At 42.8% G+C, this 19382-nt stretch carries 20 protein-coding genes and 1 riboswitch; of the genes, 5 read left to right on the plus strand and 15 right to left on the minus strand.

What is annotated here, in order from left to right:
* Nucleotides 1-121 precede the first annotated feature (121 nt).
* Genes ACQRCC_RS07085 through ACQRCC_RS07095 form a run of 3 tightly spaced genes read left to right on the plus strand, consistent with a single transcriptional unit; the run spans nt 122 to nt 3152 of the window.
* Nucleotides 122-1429, plus strand: a complete 1308-nt coding sequence (locus ACQRCC_RS07085) for an ABC transporter substrate-binding protein (protein ID WP_427850116.1) — start codon at nt 122-124, stop codon at nt 1427-1429.
* 17 nt (nt 1430-1446) lie between these two features.
* Nucleotides 1447-2331 (plus strand): carbohydrate ABC transporter permease, encoded by an 885-nt coding sequence (locus ACQRCC_RS07090; RefSeq protein ID WP_427850117.1) that lies wholly within the window; start codon nt 1447-1449, stop codon nt 2329-2331.
* Between the two features lie 11 nt (nt 2332-2342).
* The gene (locus tag ACQRCC_RS07095; RefSeq protein WP_427850118.1) at nt 2343-3152 is read left to right on the plus strand and encodes a carbohydrate ABC transporter permease; all 810 of its coding nucleotides are present in this window, start codon (nt 2343-2345) and stop codon (nt 3150-3152) included.
* A 58-nt stretch (nt 3153-3210) separates the two neighbouring features.
* Here the strand turns inward: ACQRCC_RS07095 and ACQRCC_RS07100 are convergent, their stop codons facing one another.
* From ACQRCC_RS07100 to ACQRCC_RS07170, 15 genes are all read right to left on the minus strand, one after another.
* Complete coding sequence (locus ACQRCC_RS07100; RefSeq protein WP_427850119.1) at nt 3211-4266, minus strand: uroporphyrinogen decarboxylase family protein; 1056 nt, start codon at nt 4264-4266, stop codon at nt 3211-3213.
* A 15-nt stretch (nt 4267-4281) separates the two neighbouring features.
* Complete coding sequence (locus ACQRCC_RS07105; RefSeq protein ID WP_427850120.1) at nt 4282-5148, minus strand: uroporphyrinogen decarboxylase family protein; 867 nt, start codon at nt 5146-5148, stop codon at nt 4282-4284.
* A gap of 18 nt (nt 5149-5166) precedes the next feature.
* The gene (locus ACQRCC_RS07110) at nt 5167-6969 is read right to left on the minus strand and encodes an ASKHA domain-containing protein (protein WP_427850121.1); all 1803 of its coding nucleotides are present in this window, start codon (nt 6967-6969) and stop codon (nt 5167-5169) included.
* Entirely contained in the window at nt 6962-7993 is a 1032-nt protein-coding gene (locus ACQRCC_RS07115) for a methylcobamide:CoM methyltransferase MtbA (RefSeq protein ID WP_427850122.1), read from the minus strand. The genes ACQRCC_RS07110 and ACQRCC_RS07115 overlap by 8 nt, the downstream gene beginning before the upstream one ends.
* Nucleotides 7994-8007: 14 nt before the next feature.
* A complete protein-coding gene (locus tag ACQRCC_RS07120) occupies nt 8008-8664 on the minus strand; it encodes a corrinoid protein (protein WP_427850123.1) in 657 nt (218 codons plus the stop codon).
* Nucleotides 8665-8693: 29 nt separating this feature from the next.
* Nucleotides 8694-9809 (minus strand): uroporphyrinogen decarboxylase family protein, encoded by a 1116-nt coding sequence (locus ACQRCC_RS07125; protein WP_427850124.1) that lies wholly within the window; start codon nt 9807-9809, stop codon nt 8694-8696.
* Between the two features lie 27 nt (nt 9810-9836).
* Nucleotides 9837-10499: a GTP-binding protein gene (locus ACQRCC_RS07130; RefSeq protein WP_427850125.1), complete on the minus strand. Its 663-nt coding sequence runs from the start codon at nt 10497-10499 to the stop codon at nt 9837-9839.
* Nucleotides 10500-10512: 13 nt separating this feature from the next.
* Nucleotides 10513-11535, minus strand: a complete 1023-nt coding sequence (locus tag ACQRCC_RS07135) for a uroporphyrinogen decarboxylase family protein (RefSeq protein WP_427850126.1) — start codon at nt 11533-11535, stop codon at nt 10513-10515.
* 20 nt (nt 11536-11555) lie between these two features.
* On the minus strand, nt 11556-12203 hold the full coding sequence (locus ACQRCC_RS07140) for a corrinoid protein (RefSeq protein ID WP_427850127.1): 648 nt from the start codon (nt 12201-12203) through the stop codon (nt 11556-11558).
* 112 nt (nt 12204-12315) lie between these two features.
* Nucleotides 12316-12492: riboswitch (cobalamin riboswitch) on the minus strand.
* Between the two features lie 142 nt (nt 12493-12634).
* Nucleotides 12635-13378, minus strand: a complete 744-nt coding sequence (locus ACQRCC_RS07145; RefSeq protein WP_427850128.1) for an amino acid ABC transporter ATP-binding protein — start codon at nt 13376-13378, stop codon at nt 12635-12637.
* Nucleotides 13368-14060: an amino acid ABC transporter permease gene (locus ACQRCC_RS07150; protein WP_427850129.1), complete on the minus strand. Its 693-nt coding sequence runs from the start codon at nt 14058-14060 to the stop codon at nt 13368-13370. Before ACQRCC_RS07150 ends, ACQRCC_RS07145 begins: the two co-directional genes overlap by 11 nt.
* A gap of 23 nt (nt 14061-14083) precedes the next feature.
* Nucleotides 14084-14860: a transporter substrate-binding domain-containing protein gene (locus tag ACQRCC_RS07155; protein ID WP_427850130.1), complete on the minus strand. Its 777-nt coding sequence runs from the start codon at nt 14858-14860 to the stop codon at nt 14084-14086.
* Between the two features lie 130 nt (nt 14861-14990).
* Complete coding sequence (locus ACQRCC_RS07160) at nt 14991-15818, minus strand: undecaprenyl-diphosphate phosphatase (protein ID WP_427850131.1); 828 nt, start codon at nt 15816-15818, stop codon at nt 14991-14993.
* Between the two features lie 22 nt (nt 15819-15840).
* A complete protein-coding gene (locus tag ACQRCC_RS07165; protein ID WP_427850210.1) occupies nt 15841-16674 on the minus strand; it encodes a Cof-type HAD-IIB family hydrolase in 834 nt (277 codons plus the stop codon).
* A complete protein-coding gene (locus ACQRCC_RS07170; RefSeq protein WP_427850132.1) occupies nt 16658-17248 on the minus strand; it encodes a hypothetical protein in 591 nt (196 codons plus the stop codon). The genes ACQRCC_RS07165 and ACQRCC_RS07170 overlap by 17 nt, the downstream gene beginning before the upstream one ends.
* 152 nt (nt 17249-17400) lie before the next feature.
* On the opposite strand from ACQRCC_RS07170, the gene ACQRCC_RS07175 reads away from it, so the two are divergent.
* Nucleotides 17401-18420: a 3D domain-containing protein gene (locus tag ACQRCC_RS07175; RefSeq protein WP_427850133.1), complete on the plus strand. Its 1020-nt coding sequence runs from the start codon at nt 17401-17403 to the stop codon at nt 18418-18420.
* Between the two features lie 91 nt (nt 18421-18511).
* Nucleotides 18512-19381 carry a phosphoribosylaminoimidazolesuccinocarboxamide synthase gene (locus ACQRCC_RS07180; RefSeq protein ID WP_427850134.1) on the plus strand — a complete coding sequence of 290 codons (870 nt, stop codon included), beginning with the start codon at nt 18512-18514 and terminating at the stop codon, nt 19379-19381.
* Nucleotide 19382 lies beyond the last annotated feature (1 nt).

The raw sequence follows: 19382 nt of genomic DNA on the forward strand, positions 1-19382 counted from the left end.
ATCTATAAATAAGTATTTTTTATAAATCTTATCTATTTTACTTCATCCTGCATTTATTTTATAATAAGTGTGAAAAATGATTCGTATTTTCTACGAATTCATAAAAGGAGGATAACGAACAATGAAAAAGAAACTACTCAGCACGCTGCTCTGTGTTTCCATGGTTGCTTCACTTGTCGTAGGCTGTGGCAGCAAAGAGAACACCAGTGAAGAGAAAGCATCAGACAGCGAAACGACTACTCTGACAATGTGGCTTCCGCCTCTCGATGATGACACAGAAGGCAACTTCAAAAAGTTACTGGCAGATTGGGAAAAAGAAAACAACTGCACTGTTGAAATGGAATTAATCCCATGGGCCAACTACGAAGAAAAATGGTCAACCGGTCTTAGCGGTGGAGATATCCCGGATATCGGATATATGTACGCCGAGATGTACCCTACTTATATTTCTGCTGGTGCTGTTGCAGACTTAACTGATCTTGTGACAGAAGATGATTACAATGAGTATCTTTATATTGACCGCGGAGAGATGATGGGCGGATTATATGGCATTCCAATTGTAACAGGTGTTCCTTTTGTTCTTTATTATAATCAGGACATTTTGGACTCCCTTAATGAAACCGCCCCGGAAACATGGGAAGATTTCGCGCGTATCTGCGAAAAAGCGACGCAGGATACAGATGGTGACGGCAAAATCGACCAGTATGGTTACGCTGTTGGCTTAAATAGTGGTGATATGAGTAACCTGTATATGCTCAACTCATATATTTACAGCTTGTTATGGCAGGCAGGCGGAGATATCTATGCCGATGATTTAAAATCTGCTGCATTTAACAGTGATGCCGGTGTTGAAGCAATTGAATTCTTCAAAAGTCTTCAGCCATATATGCCTGAGAATGTAATGTCTCTCTCCGGAACAGATGCATTCAGCACAGTATTCGGTGCAGGAAAAGCTGCTTTTGGTGTAACACGTTCTTCACAGTCTCACGAAACTACTTTCGCAAATGACTACCCGGATCTTAACTGGGACTACGTAACATCATTAAAGCATAAAGATTACGGAACATTCGGTGCTGCTGACTGCTTATCCGTAATGACTGCCAGCGAAAACCAGGAACTGGCTTTCGATCTTATCAAATACATTACCAGTGCTGAATTCATGACAGAATATCACAAAGTAGCTCCGGGTGCTCCTCTTACCGCAAGCGAGGAATATGTTGGAGATGCAAAAATGGAAAGAATCGTTACTGAAGATCGTGACAAATGGCGCCCACTTCAGGTTGGTCCATGCGGCAGCGAAATTCTTGAAAACTATGCCGCTCATATCCAATCCATCATGGAAGGTAAAATGGGAGTTAAAGAAGCTCTCGATGAATCCGCAGCGTTCGCAGACGAAACACTTGATGAATACTGGGCTGACAACGAATAAAAAGAATCGAGGCTCCTATGAAAAAAAAGAAAGGGTTGTCCGTTTTAACGCCTTATCTTTACATAACGCCAATATCATTGATCCTGCTTACTTTTGTGGCAGGATCTTTGATCATTGCAATATGTTTCAGTTTCACTAAATATAATATTATTACCCCGGCTCAATTTAACGGACTTTATAATTATCAAAAACTATTTCGAGATGCTAAATTAAAACTTTGCATCCTGAACACTTTAAAAATAGCAGTTATAACTGTTCCTCTCCAGGTAATCTGTTCCACATTATTCGCAGTGTTGATTGCTGCAAAACAGGATACCTTATTAGGCAAGATTTCCAAGGCATGCCTGTTTATTCCAGTTCTGTCTTCCAGTGCTGTAATCGGAACTGTTTGGAAAGCAATCCTGAACGGAGGACACCCTGCTATTAAAGCAATATTCGGTATCTTTGGCATAGACCCGACATTGCTCTTAGGAAGCAGTGAAACGGCAATCGTTACAATTGCCCTTCTCATTGTCTGGAAAGGTATGGGATATCACATGATTATTTCTTTATCTTCTTTGATGTCTATTCCAAACAACTATTATGAAGCGGCTAGAGTGGATGGGGCCGGCAGTTGGCAACAACTGACAAAGATTACCCTTCCACTATTAAAACCAACCATAATTATGAATACTTTTCTTGCAACGATAAGTTCCATGCAAGTGTTTGACATCATTTATACCATGACCGGAGGCGGTCCATCCATGTCCACTACTACCCTTGTAATGTATGCATACCAGCTGACATTCAAAGGCAGCAAAGCAGGATATGCCATGACCGTGTCTAATGTATTAATGGCAATGATATTGGTAATCGTGTTATTCCAGCAGCGTTTCATGAAACGTAATGCTTCGGAAATATAGGAGGTGGCAAAATGAAAAAAATATCAAACATTATAATCAATATTTTTCTCATATGCGTAATATTGATTTGTACACTTCCATTTTTATATATGATATTAATGTCATTAAAAAGTACAACTAATGCATATGATTTTACTCTGTCACTTTCAGACATGACCTTTGCACATTATCAGAAAATTTTTTCTGACCCTACATTTATCCGTTATTTTTTTAATAGTGTGTTTGTAGCACTTGCAGGAGTTCTTTTGACACTTTTCACCAGTTGTACTGCCGGATATGCTTTTGCAAAACTTAAGTTCAAAGGAAATGACTTACTATTTTTTCTGATTATATTGACACTACTGGTGCCATCTGAAGTTATTTTGGTCCCTTTGTATCTTGTTGTCCGGGGCTTTGGTTGGGTAAATACTTTCAAAGCCTTAATTTTGCCTCTTCCAACTGCCTTTGGTGTTTTTGTAATGAGACAAGCCATCCTTGCCGTTCCGGACGAATTGATCGAATCCGCCAAAATTGATGGAGCTTCTAATGCAAAAATATTACGTGCCGTTATTCTTCCTCTTGTAAAGTCTGCAATGCTTACGGTTGCAATTTTCACTTTTATTGGAGCATGGAATAATTTCACCTGGCCTCTCATTATAACAACAGAAGATGCATACCGTACACTTCCTCTTGCACTTACTGCAATGAAAACACAATATGACACCGATGTCGGGCTTACAATGGCTTGCGCCGCCATCACATTCCTTCCGCCATTTATATTCTATCTTTTCCTTCAATCAAAATTTGAAGAAGGAATGGCGCTAAGTGGATTAAAAGGGTAAAAAAAGCCGTCACAAAATATATGTGTAATCATCATATCATTTTGTGACGACTTTTTATTTAATTCAATTTATTACTTCGTGCAGCCTCCATAAAGAAAACGATCTGCTCCGGTCTCGTACTTTCCGGAATGTCACATCCTGTCGCCAGATGATATCCTTTTTTTGCCTGTTTTCCGGTATTTATACAGAATTCCACTGCCTGGAATATCTCCTCTTTCGTTCCATTCATTACAACCTGTACCGGATCAACATTCCCTGCAATCGGGATCAGACTGCCCAGTTCCTCAACAGCCCGCTTAAGGTCTACAATATTATCCAGACTCAATTCATTCAGTTCATACCGGCTCAGATATTTCCAAATACTATAAGTACTTCCGCACATATGAAGAGAAACTTTCTTCCCCGTTTTTTTCAGTGCATAATCTGTCAGTTCTTTTGTATAGGGAAATACAAACTTCTCATACATCCTCGGTCCTATCAATGCTGGATTCGCCACCGGATCCGCCATGGCAATTCCAAGCCCATATTTCGCCGCCATATCTATACAGCTTTTCTGTGTATCTGTAACTATTCTCAGAAGACGCTGAATCTCTTCCGGATATTTCCGACAATCCCGCAGAAGGATTTCCACACCCCGGAGATTGGCAGCTATGGTAAATGGACCACCGATACTCATTTCTATCGGGACAACATCCGCTGCCGCCTGGCATATAAGTTCTGCCGCCTCGGCAAAGGTCAAAAGTCTGGAATGATGCTCTGCATCTGCCGGTTCCATACTATCCAATTGGGAATACTCTTGAATAAATGGTGTATCTGCATATGGAAGACCTTTTTCAGGGTACACCACCTTTCCTCCCAGAGCTTCTGTAACTCCTCTGGTATTAGGTCCGATTACTATTCTGTCATAACCATATCGATTAAAGGTATCTATTTCAGCCTTCAACATCTTATACGGATCATGCCAGAAATCCCAGATACTGACCCCCGTCAGATAACACTTGAATTCTCCCATAAATGGTATACATGGAACCCTGTCAATATCTTTCCCTTCCTCAATGGCCTTCTTTCTCTCTAACGGTGTCATCGCATCTGCCGGATGTTTTACTGCTTTCATGTTTTCTGCCCTTTCCTACACAAGTTCCACTGCTTTTATTTCTTTCTGCACACGGAAACCTGTATTTTTTATACACATCTGTCCCACGATCGGTGCCTGTTCTTTCACACTGAGCGCCGCATCCACATAACGCATGGATTCTTCCACGGGGATATCCTTCCACCGCATTTTTTCTGTACCCAGAAGGGCAAAGGATATCTTCGGGCAAAGGAAAATCTGTGCTTTTCCGGCAACGATCTTCTCCGCACGCTCAAGGAACGGATATGTAAAATTCTCCATCATATACTCTGTGTTCTTCGGTCCGATTATATTCAGTCCGCCGGATGAATCTGCATAGCTGATAATATTTACCTGATTATCGACTGCTTTTTCAATAAAACGAAGCAGTTCTTCTGCAAATTTATCAAATACCTGCTGCATTTTATCCGGGGTTTTTCTCATAAATCGAAACACCAGTCTTGCATCCATCAGCACATTCAATATCGTAAACGGACCGGAAATCAGAAGAACTACATTCTCACCCTGCTCCCGCAAATATTTACAGGCTTTTAAAGTCTCGCTGATCCTGCCTTTTTCATAATCAATCTCCGGGAGAGCCAGAATATCCTCCGGTGTCTCACAGATATATTCTTTTGCCCTTGGTCCTGTCAGTGCATCTCCCAGATTCACGATTCCACCCATGGCTTCCGCTTCTAAAGTGTGGCAGAACGGAAGCTCACAAAAGCATACATCCTCCTGTCTCTTAATTTCCAGCGCGATCTTTGCCATGGTATCCCAATGAAGATATGCATCCGGAAATGTCAGGTTCAGTTTCTCTGTCACTGCACCGCTGATACCAACTGCATTATCATAGGTACATTGAAAATCCACAATTTTTCCCATATTATATTTCTCCTGTCACTATTTGTTAAAATCCGGGAAAATCAGGCAATCGGAAAAGAGTCTCTCATATCCTTTGGTTGCCCCCAGTTCCATATAGTCCATATCGTGAGCCAGTTCTTCCATTTCCCGTTTTACTTTTGCAGACATTAGTGCCATGTAAGCTCCGGTCTTGGAAGAATTTCCCACATATACCAGTTTGTCTTCCACTTCTTTGGGCAGTATTCCCGTTCCTGTCAGACTGTCTGCCGGCAGGTGGGCACCAAACTGTCCTGCTATCATAACCTTATCCAGATCTTCCATTTGAATTCCGGCTTTATTAAGTAATGCAATGAATCCAGACAAAATGGCCCCCTTGGCAAGCTGAACCTGACGCACATCTCCCTGTGTGATCAAAAGCTTTTCCGGCTCTTCGGTCATAATAAATTCTCTTTTTCTTCCATCAAGCTGCAGCATAGGATAACGGTAATCCGTTTCCTCCAGCTTGTCTTTTTTTATAAATGCGCCATCCTTACGTACCAGCCCGGACTTTAAAAGTTCTTTTACCACAGCAAGAATTCCGCTTCCGCAGATTCCTGCCGGAGGTTCGTCTCCGATGACCTTCAGTTTCACGCCTTCTTCAGTAATCTGCACATCTTCAATGGCTCCCTCGGCTGCACGCATACCGGAGCTGATATTCATTCCTTCCAGTGCAGGTCCCGCTGCACAGGAACAGCACAGAAGCTCCCCTCGATTCGATAAAACAATCTCTCCATTCGTTCCGATATCTATGAAAAGTACATTTCCCTCTTCTTTCTTCAGTTCACATACATAGGCCCCTGCCACAATATCCGCACCAATATAAGCAGATACAGACGGAAGACAATAAAGCCTTGCCCCTTTTGCAGCATGAATGCCTATCAGTTCTGCCGGAATATCTCTGGCTTTAACGAACATCGGAGCATATGGTGCTTTTCCAATCGGAGTTGCATCCACACCAAGGAGCATATGCATCATCGTGCAGTTTGCTCCCACTGCAATCTCATAGATCTGTTCCTTTGAAATCCCTGCCTGACTGCATATATCACAAATCATATCGTTGATAGACTCCACAATCGCGCTGCGTAATTTTTCTACTCCATCCTCAGGATGCTCCAGTTCATAAGTAATCCTCGTAAGAACATCCAGACCAAAGTGCTTCTGTGCATTGATCATGGATGCATTCGCCAGCTCTTTTCCAGTGATCATATCGATCAGCGCGCAGACTACCGTAGTTGTCCCGATATCAATCGCCACTCCATATAAAGAATCTGTGGTATCTCCTTCTTCAATCTGGATGACTTCTCCCTCATGGAGAACCACAGTCACTTTTCCCGGTATGAATGATGCTGACTGCAAAGCCCGGAAACTGATTTTCCTCATTCCGGTCTGTTCTTTTATCTGATCTTCAAGGGGTGTCTGATCCTCCAAAGTAGGCTTCCGAATTTCTATAACCCGCTTTTCAATATCGAGGTCAAAGTCAAATTCCGGAATATAGCCGGTAGTCAGCACCTCATGCTTTTTCTCTTTTGTGAGCAGTTCTATCTCCAGATCATTCTCCGGGTTCACGAGACATGACAATCGGATCCCCGCCTCTATCTCTTCTGTTTTCAAAAGCTTACTCTCTGTCTCACAGATTTCGGGCACACTACCGCTTAAAATTTTCACACGGCATTTCCCGCAGACACCTTTTCCATTACAGGGATTGTCTACAAATATTTTCTCAGCCAGAAGGATTTCCAACAACGTTTTTCCTTTTGTATATTCGTAAATCTTTCCTTCCGGCCAAACAGTTATTTTAGGCATCAGCTGCTACCTCATCTTCTTTCAATGTTTTCAAAATCGCCTGAATATTCACAAGCGGGGATTTTGTTCCCAAACCGCATGCCGGAGATATGATATTCGAACCTCCCGCAACGCAGTTACGTGTCAGTTTTGCCACGCGCTCCGGATCACCGAATTCCAGCGCATAGGTACTGACATTTCCCATGAGCACACGATCCTCCAGATTCTTTCTTGCTTCCTTCATCGGGACTACCGAATCGAAGCTGAGTGCATCACTGTGCACCATATCAATCTGCCGGTATACACTCTTCATCTGTCCGCAGATATGAACGATAGTTCCCATTTTCTCATCCTGAAGTCCATCCAGAACCATATTCAGATATTTCACCGCATACTCCTCGAAATATTTTGGTCCCAGAATCTCTCCGGTTCCGCTCGGGTCTGAAATAGCAATTACATCTGCTCCAGCTGCAATCTGTGCTCTTGCAAAATCAATAATCTGCTCTGTCACAAATGTCATGTATTCATGTGCTTCTTTTTTATGTTTTCTGAGATCTTTATAAAAATTCACCGGCTCCATAACGGAACTTGCTGTACTGATCGGTCCGGTAATATTTCCTACAATTGGCACATCCAGATTCTTTTCTTTTAAAATCCGGATTGCATCGATAACTACTTTTGCTCTTCCTTCTTCGATATTAACCGGCTTTAACTTCTTCCAATCCAGCACAGAGTCAATGGCATATCCGGTCACATGGGGTTCAAATATCTTTGTTCCCATTGTCACCTCAGCTCCAAGTGCCTCCGCCTCTACCGTCATACAGAAGGGCACTCCGATATTTTCGAAACATCCCTGTTCGTAATTGGCAAGTGCAAGCCTTGCCATCATCTCCGCATCCGTATGTGCCTCCGGCCATGTCACACCGCAGGTATCCATAAGTTCCGCTGTAATCATATTCATCATGCCTCCGGGGCAGATGCATGGCGGACGGTCTACCTCCTCATGATGAAATACTTTTTCCAAACGTTCTTTTTCTGTTAACAAGTCGCTTCCTCCTACTACTCGATTCCCATTAAGCTCTTCGCCAGTTTCACTGCTTCTACAGCATTTACCGAATATCCATCTGCTCCGATTTCATCTGCATATCTCTGGGAGATTGGACTTCCTCCTACCATAATCTTGAACTGGTCACGAACTCCTCTTTCTTTCAGTTTTTCAATTACAGTCTTCATTCCAACCATTGTAGTTGTCATCAGCGTAGACATACAGATAATAGAAGCTCCCACTTCCAGTGCTTTATCCACAAAATTATCCAACGGAACATCTCTTCCCAAATCATACATTTCAAATCCTGCCGTATCCAGCATAATTTTCACAAGATTCTTGCCGATATCGTGAGTATCCCCTTCCACAACACCAATAACCACCTTCGGTTTCTGCACACTGCTGTCCTCAGCCGGAAGGTGTGGTTTTAACACATCCAGACCTGCATACATGGCATCCGAGCAAAGCAGGACATCCGTTACAAAGTACTCTTCTGCATCATAAAGATCGCTGGCTTTATTCATTCCATCCACAAGTCCCTCCATAATTCCATCGAATGCCGGATATCCTGCGTCAATGTACTCCTTCGCAACGTCTACAACTTCTTCGTCTTCCATCTCTACTACACATTCAGATAAAGCTTCTAATAATTCTTCTTTTGACCTTGCCATGATTCTATTCTCTCCTTATATCCCCATTTTTAGTTTTCCAGTCCCTTCGGCATATGGCCCAGTCTTGCCCCTTTACCATACTTCCGTGCGGCATAAATAAATGCTTCCACATTACGTTTTGGCGTTCCGATTGGAAGCTGGCATCCGGTATTCAGAATAAAGCCTGCCGGATTATCCGCACATTTCAGCATACATTGCTTACAGGACTCGATTACATCATCAATCGTACCATCTTTCATCACCTCAATTGGCGGAACATTTCCTGCAAATCGCATTCTGTCTCCAACTGCTGCCTTAGCTTTGGCCAGATCCTCACAGTTATCAATACTGAAGGAAAACAGTCCCGCATCTGCCAGATCACTCCAGATTGGGCTTGTCTTTCCACAGATGTGTGCTCCCGGCCTGGAGCCCATGATCTTTTCCGTTCCATCGATCAGACGCTTAATATACGGAAGGGAGTATTCATCAAACTGCTTTTTACTGATTACATCCATGCAGGTAACCGGATCCGAAAAATTAGTTGCTACCGGACCAAACTCATGCCTAAAAGCTTCGAACCATTTCAAGGAACATTCCACGGTTAAATCCAGAAGTTTGTGCAGCATTTTCGGATTTCTGCGGGTATCCCGAAGTACAAGCTCCACCGGTCTGACAGCAATAGCCGTAGATATGGGGCCTGCCACACTGGTGGTCATACTGATATCCGGAAACCGGTCTTTCAGCCTCTTTGCGCTTTCCAAAATCGGTGCCAGAACCGGATTTTTATAAGGATCCGTTACTTCCAGTTTATCAAAATCCGCATAATCTTTCAACACATGCTCTTCTACATAGTCAATACCATGCTCCGGAGCCATTAATTTAGATCCCAGCGCAGCACCAATCGTTTTCAGTCCCAGACCAACATTGAAGCTGTCTAATCCAAAATCCTCTTTCCGTCTCCGGATAATCTCACTTTTCACCTCAAAATCTTTTGCAAACTGAGTTGTTGTATAGCCGAAGATATCCGCCATAGCCGGATCCGGTGCCTGCAATGTATATGGCTGATAATCCACCTCTTCCCCTGCATTATAGGCTTTCATACGTTCCGCTGCCGTCATCTCATCTTTCTGTTTGCTCATTTCTCTTTTTAATTCTTCATAATTCATAATCTGCTCCTTCTCAAAAACACATCCTTATTTTCCCGGTCTGCGGATTTTCAATGCCGTTTTCCTATCCTGCACATCCCGTGCTTCCTCCAGATAATCCCCGGATTCCTCAATCAGACGCATCAGCTCATGATCCGAAAGATTTCTCCAGTCTTCCTTACAAATTACCGCTTCCGGATTCTCCTGTTCCAGTGCCTGAATACATTCCAACTGTTCTTCCTCCGTCGTTTCCCCGAAGCCCCGCAGGAGAATGCAGCGTCCGCGCCGAATCTGATCCATGTAAAATGTCCCCAGTTCCTCTGCCCATCCGGTATAATCTCCAATATCAACCATCGTAATCATCTTTGTAATCTCAAGAGAAAGCCCCTCCTTCTCCCGCAGACTGATACAGGTTTTAATAATATCTGACAGACTGCTGATTCCCGATGGCTCGATAACAATATGATCCGGATGATAAGTTGCCGCAAGCTCCATGATACCGGTTCTAAAGTCCAACGCCAGACTACAGCAAATACACCCTGCATTCAATTCCTTCACAGGCAAATCTCCTGCCATCTCCCCCGTCTCTAACGGCACCTCGCCAAATTCATTCTGGATCACGGCTGTTTTTCCCGTTAGTAAAGGAAGATATTTATTTAAAAATGTAGTTTTTCCTGTTCCCTGGAACCCTGAGACAATCTGAATATCCATCGCTCACATTCTCCTATCCAAACAGCACTTTCTCCGCATCTTTTGCCGCACGCACAGCCGCCCTCATATTTTCATCCGAGGTAGAAGGCGGAACATCGCAGTCTGCACTCAGGATAAATCTTCCATCCTTCGCTCCGTCCATACACTCCTGATATGCGAACCGGTACAACTCATCTTCCGGTGCCTCCATCATGACCGCAACACTTGGAATACACCCCATCAAAGACACCTTATCCCCATATTCGTCTTTAATCTTTTTCGTAGTAGTATCCGCTATATGCCATGCATCTCCATGCTCGTCCAATACCAGATCCAGTCTGTCATCATAAAGTCCGCAGGTGTGAAGAACAACCTTAGTCCCGGTTTCTTTCAGCCTGTTCATAAAGCTGACATTACTCTCATAAATACACTTCTCATAGGTCTTTCTGGAAATACAATATCCTCCGAAATTCGGTGTCGGGAACCACAAAAAGTCAATATCCGCTGCTGCAATCATCTTACATGCTTCCAGACATGCATCCTCTACATACTCTGCCACTTTTCTGAAAAATTCCGGATTTTTAATCATAGTCTTAAAGGATGGTGTTGCACCGATCAGTGAAAATGCTTCTGAAGTCGGATGCATGGTAATGACATAGATTGGTTCATCCGGTTCCTCTTTGCGCATGATCTCAATGGTTTTTAAAAGACTCTGCATCATAAAATCCTGACTCGGATCATATGGTTTTAATTTTTCCAGTTCCTCCAATGAATGTATGGTATCTTTTCCATCCATGGAAATATTCCCATCCATATTCTCCAGATGTCCCGCAATAGCACCACAGATACTGTAGGTTCCGGCGACAAGTCCATCATATCCTAATCTTCTTCGCGTCTCTATCATACACTCTGCCATCTTTTCAGGAGTGGTCAGAACCTCCAGCATAGAATATCCATGCTGCATAACCGGTAATGAAAATGCATTCATAATCACAGGAATTCTGTCTGCACTTCTTCCTTCTAAAATTGCTTTTACCGCTTCACGTTTCCCCATCATAATTCAACACCTCCTCAGATTTATGCACCCACTAATTCTTTTGCGAAAGCCACCGCTTCAATGGCATTTCTGGTATATCCATCTGCACCGATTTTCTGCGCAAATGCCGGAGAAACCGGTGCTCCGCCTACCATAAATTTCACCTTATCCCGAAGTCCTTCTTCTTTCAGCTTCTCAATTACCGCACTCATTCCCGGCATCGTCGTCGTCATCAGAGAAGACATACACACAATATCTACATCGTTATTTCTCACATAATCTACAAATGCATCTGTCGGCACATCACGTCCCAGGTCATGTACATCAAATCCTCCCGTTTCCAACATAATCCGAACCAGATTCTTTCCGATATCATGAGTATCACCTTCTACAACACCGATCACAACCTTACCGATACTGGTATGTGCAGATTCCGGAAGATATTTCTGAAACTCTTCAATACCGGCATACATCGCATCTGAACAGACAATCAGCTCCGGTACAAAGTACTCACCCTCTTCATACATGGCACTTGCTCTTTTCATACCATCAACAAGACCTGAAAGCATACCTTCCTGAGGGTCGAATCCACAGGCAATGTACTCTTTTACCACATCCACGACTTCCTCGTCTTCCATATCAAATACGCAGTCTGACAGCTTTTTCAATAATTCCTCTTTCTTCTCCATTTCATTTTCCTCCGTCATTTTCTTTTACACTGGTCCTGTATTCTCGCAGAGCATTTTTATCGTATAAAAAAGGGTGCAGAAAATACAGTCCATACTGTATTTTCCCCACCGAAATACCTTGTCATATATAGCAGGTCTCCTGACTTAACTTCACCCTCCGATTCTGCCTTCCCCATACGAGTGGCTCATTTGAATCATTGTCCATCTCACAGTAGAGCGGGCTGTTCCTGACTTACACCGGATTCCCTTTTCAGCGGTTTACACCGACACTATATACCTTCCTGCTCTTATAATAACATAGGGATAAATCCAGACACTAATCAATAATTTTAATATATTTATAGGCGTTATCTATAATTAATCCCAGCATAAAAAAGCCCTGCCGATCAATATCTCTATCAATCGACAGGGCTGTTATTTTCATTATTATTTTATAAGATCTTGGATAAGAATTCCTGAAGTCTCGGATCCTTCGGATGCTCAAAGAACTCTTCCGGAGTCCCCTGCTCCTTGATCTGACCTTCATCCATAAAGATCACTCTTGTCGCTACTTCCTTAGCAAATCCCATCTCATGTGTTACCACGACCATGGTCATTCCGTCTCTCGCAAGCTGTTTCATCAGCTCCAGAACTTCACCAACCATCTCAGGATCAAGAGCGGACGTTGGCTCGTCAAAAAGCATCACATCCGGATCCATTGCAAGAGAGCGGACAATTGCGATTCTCTGCTTCTGTCCACCGGATAACTGGGACGGATAAGCGTTTGCTTTTTCCTCCAGTCCTACTCTCTTCAGAAGCTCCATTCCCTGTGCTTCTGCCTCCTCTTTGCTTTTTTTCAAAAGCTTAATCGGTGCAAGAGTAATGTTCTGCAAAATAGTCTTATGCGGGAACAGATTGAAATGCTGGAACACCATTCCCATCTTCTGGCGGTGTTTGTTGATATCCACTGATTTATCAGTAATATCCGTTCCTTCAAAATAAATATGTCCTCTGGACGGAGTCTCAAGCAGGTTCAGCGAACGTAAGAATGTAGATTTACCTGAACCTGACGGTCCTACGATTACTACAACCTCACCTTTCCGAATCTCTTCTGACACATTATTCAGTGCATGCAGATCTCCGAAAATCTTGTGAACCTCTTCAACCTTAATTAATGTATCTCCATTAGTGGTCACTGTTTCTCAGCCTCCTTTCCAGAATATTTACCAGCTTGGTAAATATCATTACCATTACAAGATAAATAATTGCAACGGCGATCAAAGGCATAAACGCATCGTAAGTACGGCTTCTGATAATGTCGCCGCCCTTTGTCAGATCCTGAAGCGCAATATAACCGGATACAGATGTTTCCTTAAGAAGTACGATAAACTCATTACCCAGCGCCGGAAGTACATTCTTGAATGCCTGCGGCATAATGATGTAAACCATAGTCTGCACATAATTAAAACCAAGGCTTCGTCCCGCCTCAAACTGTCCATTATCAATAGACATGATTCCGGAACGGAATATCTCTGCCACGTATGCACCGGAGTTAAAACCAAATGCCATAACCGCTACCAGAACTTTACTGATGTTTACGCTTCCGAAAATAACAAAATAAATAATCAACAACTGTACAACGACCGGTGTTCCCCGGATAACGGTCAGATAAACCTTGCAAACCCAGTTCAAGATTCTGAGCTTTCCTGTTTTATCATAAGTTGACCGGACAATTGCTACCAGAAAACCAATTACAATACCGATAATGACCGCAAAAAACGTAACTCTGAGCGTAACTCCAAGGCCATCCCATATGTATTTCCAGCGGTTATCCTGTATGAAGTTAAGATCAAACCTGTCCTGAAATGACTGTAACATACCCTCTATCCTTATCTTTCCAATTACTCAGCGTCATCTGCTGAAATGTATTTTGCAACAATCTCATCCAGTTTTCCGGACTCTTTTAATTTTGCAAGTGCATCATTAATTTTCTCTACCAGCTCTGTGTTGTCTTTTGCAACTGCAATTGCATAATCTTCTTCTGTAAATGCTTCATCCAGAATCTTAAGTCCCTCAGCATCTGCTACAAACTCTTTTGCAGGCTGACCATCGATAACAACTGCATCAATCTTACCCTGTGTCAGAGCCTGAACAGCCTCAAATCCTTTATTGTAACGCTCTACAGTTACATCCTCGATATCCTCTGCATAGATGTCACCTGTTGTTCCAAGCTGAACACCGACTGTCTTTCCTGTAAGGTCATCAGGACCTGCAATTTCGCTGTCCTCTTTTACAATGATAACCTGTGTTGCATGTGCATAAGTATCTGTAAATGCAACACTCTCTTCACGTTCCGGTGTAACCGTCATACCAGCCGCACCAATATCTGCTTTACCGCTTGTTACAGCCCCGATGATTGAATCGAATGCCATATCCTCAATCTTCAGTTCCATGCCAAGCTCTTCAGCAATTGCTGCTGCAATCTCTGCATCGATACCTACAATTTCTTCTCCCTCATAATATTCATATGGCGGGAACTCAGCATTTGTTGCCATAACCAGTGTTTCTTTCTTTCCTTCATCAGATGAAGATGCCTCTTCTGATTTGGAACCGCATGCTGCTAAAGATAATGTACATGCTGCTACTAATACCAGACTTACTAACTTTTTCATTTTCATGATTCTTTCCTCCACTATTTTTGATTCATTTTTTTGCATAATAATTCAAGCCTAGTACATATTCTAACACGTTTCCGTCAAAAAGCAAGTGGCTTTCCCGCCTAATTTTATGCAGAAAAGCCACTTATTTTTATGCAATAATTATTTTTACAAGTGAAATTATCAGAATTAACGCTCCCAGTATAATCCGATAATAACCAAACACTTTGAAATCATTCTTCTTAATATAACCCATCAGGAACTTGATTGCCACAACGGATACCAGGAAAGAGACAATGCATCCCAACATCAAAAGCCCGAATTCAGCACCGGTAAAATGGAAACCAAATTTTAGCAGTTTCAGGAAACTTGCGCCAAACATAACCGGGATTGCAAGGAAGAATGTGAATTCAGCAGCCGTTTCACGGGACACGCCAATCAGCAGCGCTCCTACGATCGTTGCTCCCGAGCGGGATGTTCCGGGAATCAGTGCAAGCATCTGGAATACACCGATCCAGATCAGCATCTGGACTGTGAGTTCAGAAATTCTGGTAACCTTAGGTCTTACACCTTTATTTCTATTTTCTACTATAATAAATAACACACCATAAACAATCAGCATGACTGCAACCGGCAAAGGTTTATAAAAAATCGCATCCAGATAATCATTAAAGATTAATCCAATGACTGCCGCCGGAACAGATGCAATTGCCACTTTAATCCACATCTGCCAGGTCAGAAGCTTCTGTTTCTTGCTTTTTCTCGGCGAAAATGGATTCAGCTTGTGAAAATACAGTACCACAACCGCCATAATGGCTCCAAGCTGTATGACCACATTAAACATCTCCATAAACGCATCACTCATGCCGGGTTTTAATAAATCCCCCACTAGAATCAGATGACCGGTACTGCTGACCGGAAGCCATTCCGTAATACCTTCTACGATTCCAAGTATGATAACCTTGATAAAATCTAACATAGTTTTTCTCCTTTATTTTCTACTATTTTAATACGTATTTTTCGATTGCCTTTGCAACCCCTTCTTCGTCATTCGAAGCAGTAATAACATCGGCAGACCACTTCACCTCATCGACCGCATTTGCCATGGCGACTCCAAGTCCTGCCTCCCGAAGCATATCCGTATCATTGGTTCCATCTCCGCACGCCATAATCTCTTCCCGACTGATCCCCAGAAGTTTTCCAAGATTGACAAGCGTCTTCCCTTTACTCACACCTGCTGCATTTACTTCGATATTATTTATTAGTGCGCCTGTCACCTCTACATCCGAAACTTCCCTCAATATCTCTTCTAAGGCTTTTTTCTTATCTTCCTGATTCAGAAATACCCCCTGTACCTTATCTGAACCTCTATGATGTTCTTCAAAAAAGGAACGTACATCCGGCACCGGTCTTCTGGTACTCCTCACATACTCTGCCATAGGCGCCTCCGAAAAGAATTCATCTACCCGGTTCAGCATATGTTCACTGGCGTATCCCACACCGTCATAATAGACTTCCAGAATCGCATCATACTTTCCCATAATATCCAGTAACCTCTTTGCTGTTTCGTAAGGCACCAGACATTCATACACGATTCTGTGTTCCTGCATATCTATCACTCTTGCACCATTCGCGGTCAGTGCATAACGTATCCCCGGAAATTGGATTACCTCTCCCGGAATTCCCGTAAAGGGTCTTCCCGTAGCAGGCAGAACCACCACACCCTGTTCAATAGCCTTTCTCAGCACCTCCTGTGTATGTGCCGTCAAAACCTTTCCGCTGGTAAGCAGTGTTCCATCCAGGTCAAGTCCGATCATCTTAATGCTTTTTGTCATCATAAATCATCAGTTCCTTCCCATCTTTCGTAAATATCATCAGCCTGGTACTGATTCTGTCCTGATTCCTTGCATATGCTTCTTTTCCGAATTCCACCATCTTCTCGACAGTTTCTTCCTGGGACGCCGGAACAAAAAGAACCGTATCCTTTGCCGGTGCCATAATAATCAGATCATCCTCCAGTTTGTCTGCACACATACTCCAGATATGTTTGAAGCAAAGAGAACTGGCTTCATGATGCCCATCTGCCACAATACCAAATCCCCCATACCAGGTATGAGATACCACAAATTCCACATCCCGCGCCAGATTTTCACATGCCTTATAATAGAGAGCCTCAATATCACAATCCGGCGGGAGCATATTATCTTTTATGATTTCATATGTGTCTGCCCCGCGCTCTATGACAAAGATAACCATAAGATCACCAACGAAAGATACAATAGGCGTATCCTTCTCAGAGATCATTTTTCCATTCAAGGCCTCATGATCTACAAGAGATTCCTTTACCCACGGGTAAATATGGTCTTTGATATTCTCAAACAAATAATGTTCTTCTTCATACTTCTTCATGATTATATCCTCGCAATTCTCAATTCTTAATTTCATACATATGTGAGATAAATAATCTCTACTTCGCTACCATCATAACAAAATTTGCGTAATAAAGCAATTTGTTGTATAATATAAAAGCATTCGCTGAAAAAAAGAAAGGAAATGTTGTTATGATGAGTGAAAATTTGCGTCGTGGATTGCGTGCAGGCATCGTTACCATTTGCATCGCAGCCATGGGAAGCACCAGCTTCCATGTACACGCGGAACCTTCCTCTGCGGAGCTGGAACAAAAGACCGCAGGGCTGCAGGGTGAATTAAACAATCTGAATAATGAACTGAATACTTTGAGCAGTGAACTGGATGCTCTCTCTCAGAAAATCGAGAAGACCCAGGCGGTTATGGCCGACACGCAGTCTCAGATGGATGAAGCCCAGAAAAAAGGCGAAGAACAATATGAGGCAATGAAACTTCGGATTAAGTATATGTACGAAGCCGGAGACACCACTTTCCTTGAACTGATCTGTTCTGCGGAGAGTATGAGTGATTTTCTGAACAAGACCGATTTCGTCAAAAATGTAAGTGAGTATGACCGCAAAATGCTGCAGGAACTTGTAGATACTCAAAATGAAATTCGCCAGGAAGGCGAAGAACTGCAAAATCAGCAAAAAGAACTGGAAAAATTGAAAGAACAATTAAACAGCAAGTGCACAGAACTGGAAAATAAGATTTCTTCTACTTCCGGTGAATTAAATCAGTACACTGATTTACTGGAAAAAGCAAAAGCAGCAGAACAACTGGCTGCACAGAAAGCTGCCGAACAGGCTGAAAACAATAATCAGGGTGGAACCAACAATTCAGCACCCGCCCCGGTAACTCCGCCAACCGCACCAACCGAAGGCAAGACAAGTCTTGGCTCTTTCCGCATCACCCATTATTGCCCATGTTACTATTGCAGCGGCGGATGGGGAAATGGAACTGCTTCCGGTACTGTTGCAACACCGGGACGTACCATAGCTGTGGATCCAAGTGTCATTCCACTCGGTTCCCGTGTTATTATTAACGGAAATGTATATGTAGCAGAAGATACCGGCGGTGCGATCAAAGGCAAAAAAATAGATATTTATGTACCTGACCATGCCACTGCGTTATCATATGGAGTTTATTACGCAGAAGTGTATCTGGCAGATTAAAAAAACAAATTCCCTGTTTTCTCTTGCTTTTTGCCCCAAAATCTGATTAGCTATTATATATAGTTAACTAATCAAAATTAAAATTAGCGAGGTGCACAAAATGAAACCTATTAAAGAAGGTAAAGTACGTGAGATTTACGATAATGGCGACAGTCTGATTATGGTCGCAACCGACCGCATCAGCTGTTTTGATGTCATTTTGAAAAATGAAGTGACCAAAAAAGGAACGGTGTTGACACAGATGTCCAAATTCTGGTTTGACCTTACAAAGGACATTCTTCCAAACCACATGATTTCTACCGATGTAAAAGATATGCCTGAATTTTTCCAGCAGCCAAAGTTCGACGGTAACAGCATGATGTGCAAAAAGCTGGAGATGCTTCCTATTGAATGTATTGTTCGTGGTTACATTACCGGAAGCGGCTGGGCAAGCTATCAGAAAGACGGCACCGTATGCGGCATCAAACTGCCGGAAGGTCTGAAAGAATCTGACAAACTGCCAGAGCCTATCTATACTCCTTCTACCAAGGCTGAAATCGGTGATCATGATGAAAATATTTCCTATGAACAGAGTATTGCTCATCTGGAAAAATATTTCCCTGGCAAAGGAGAAGAATATGCTGCCAAGCTACGTGACTGTACAATTGCCCTCTATAAAAAATGCGCTGATTATGCGCTGAGCCGCGGCATTATTATTGCAGATACTAAATTCGAATTTGGTCTGGACGAGAATGGTAACATCGTAATCGGTGATGAAATGCTCACACCGGACAGCTCCCGTTTCTGGCCGGCAGAAGGATATGAACCAGGACATGGACAGCCGTCCTTTGACAAGCAGTTTGCCCGCGACTGGCTGAAAGCTAATCCGGACAATGACTGGACTCTTCCTGATGATATTGTAGAGAAAACGATTAACAAATATCTTCAGGCATATGAGATGCTTACAGGCGAGGCATTATAGT

The sequence above is a fragment of the Sporofaciens sp. SGI.106 genome (assembly GCF_050314255.1).
Classification (GTDB): Bacteria; Bacillota; Clostridia; order Lachnospirales; family Lachnospiraceae; genus Claveliimonas.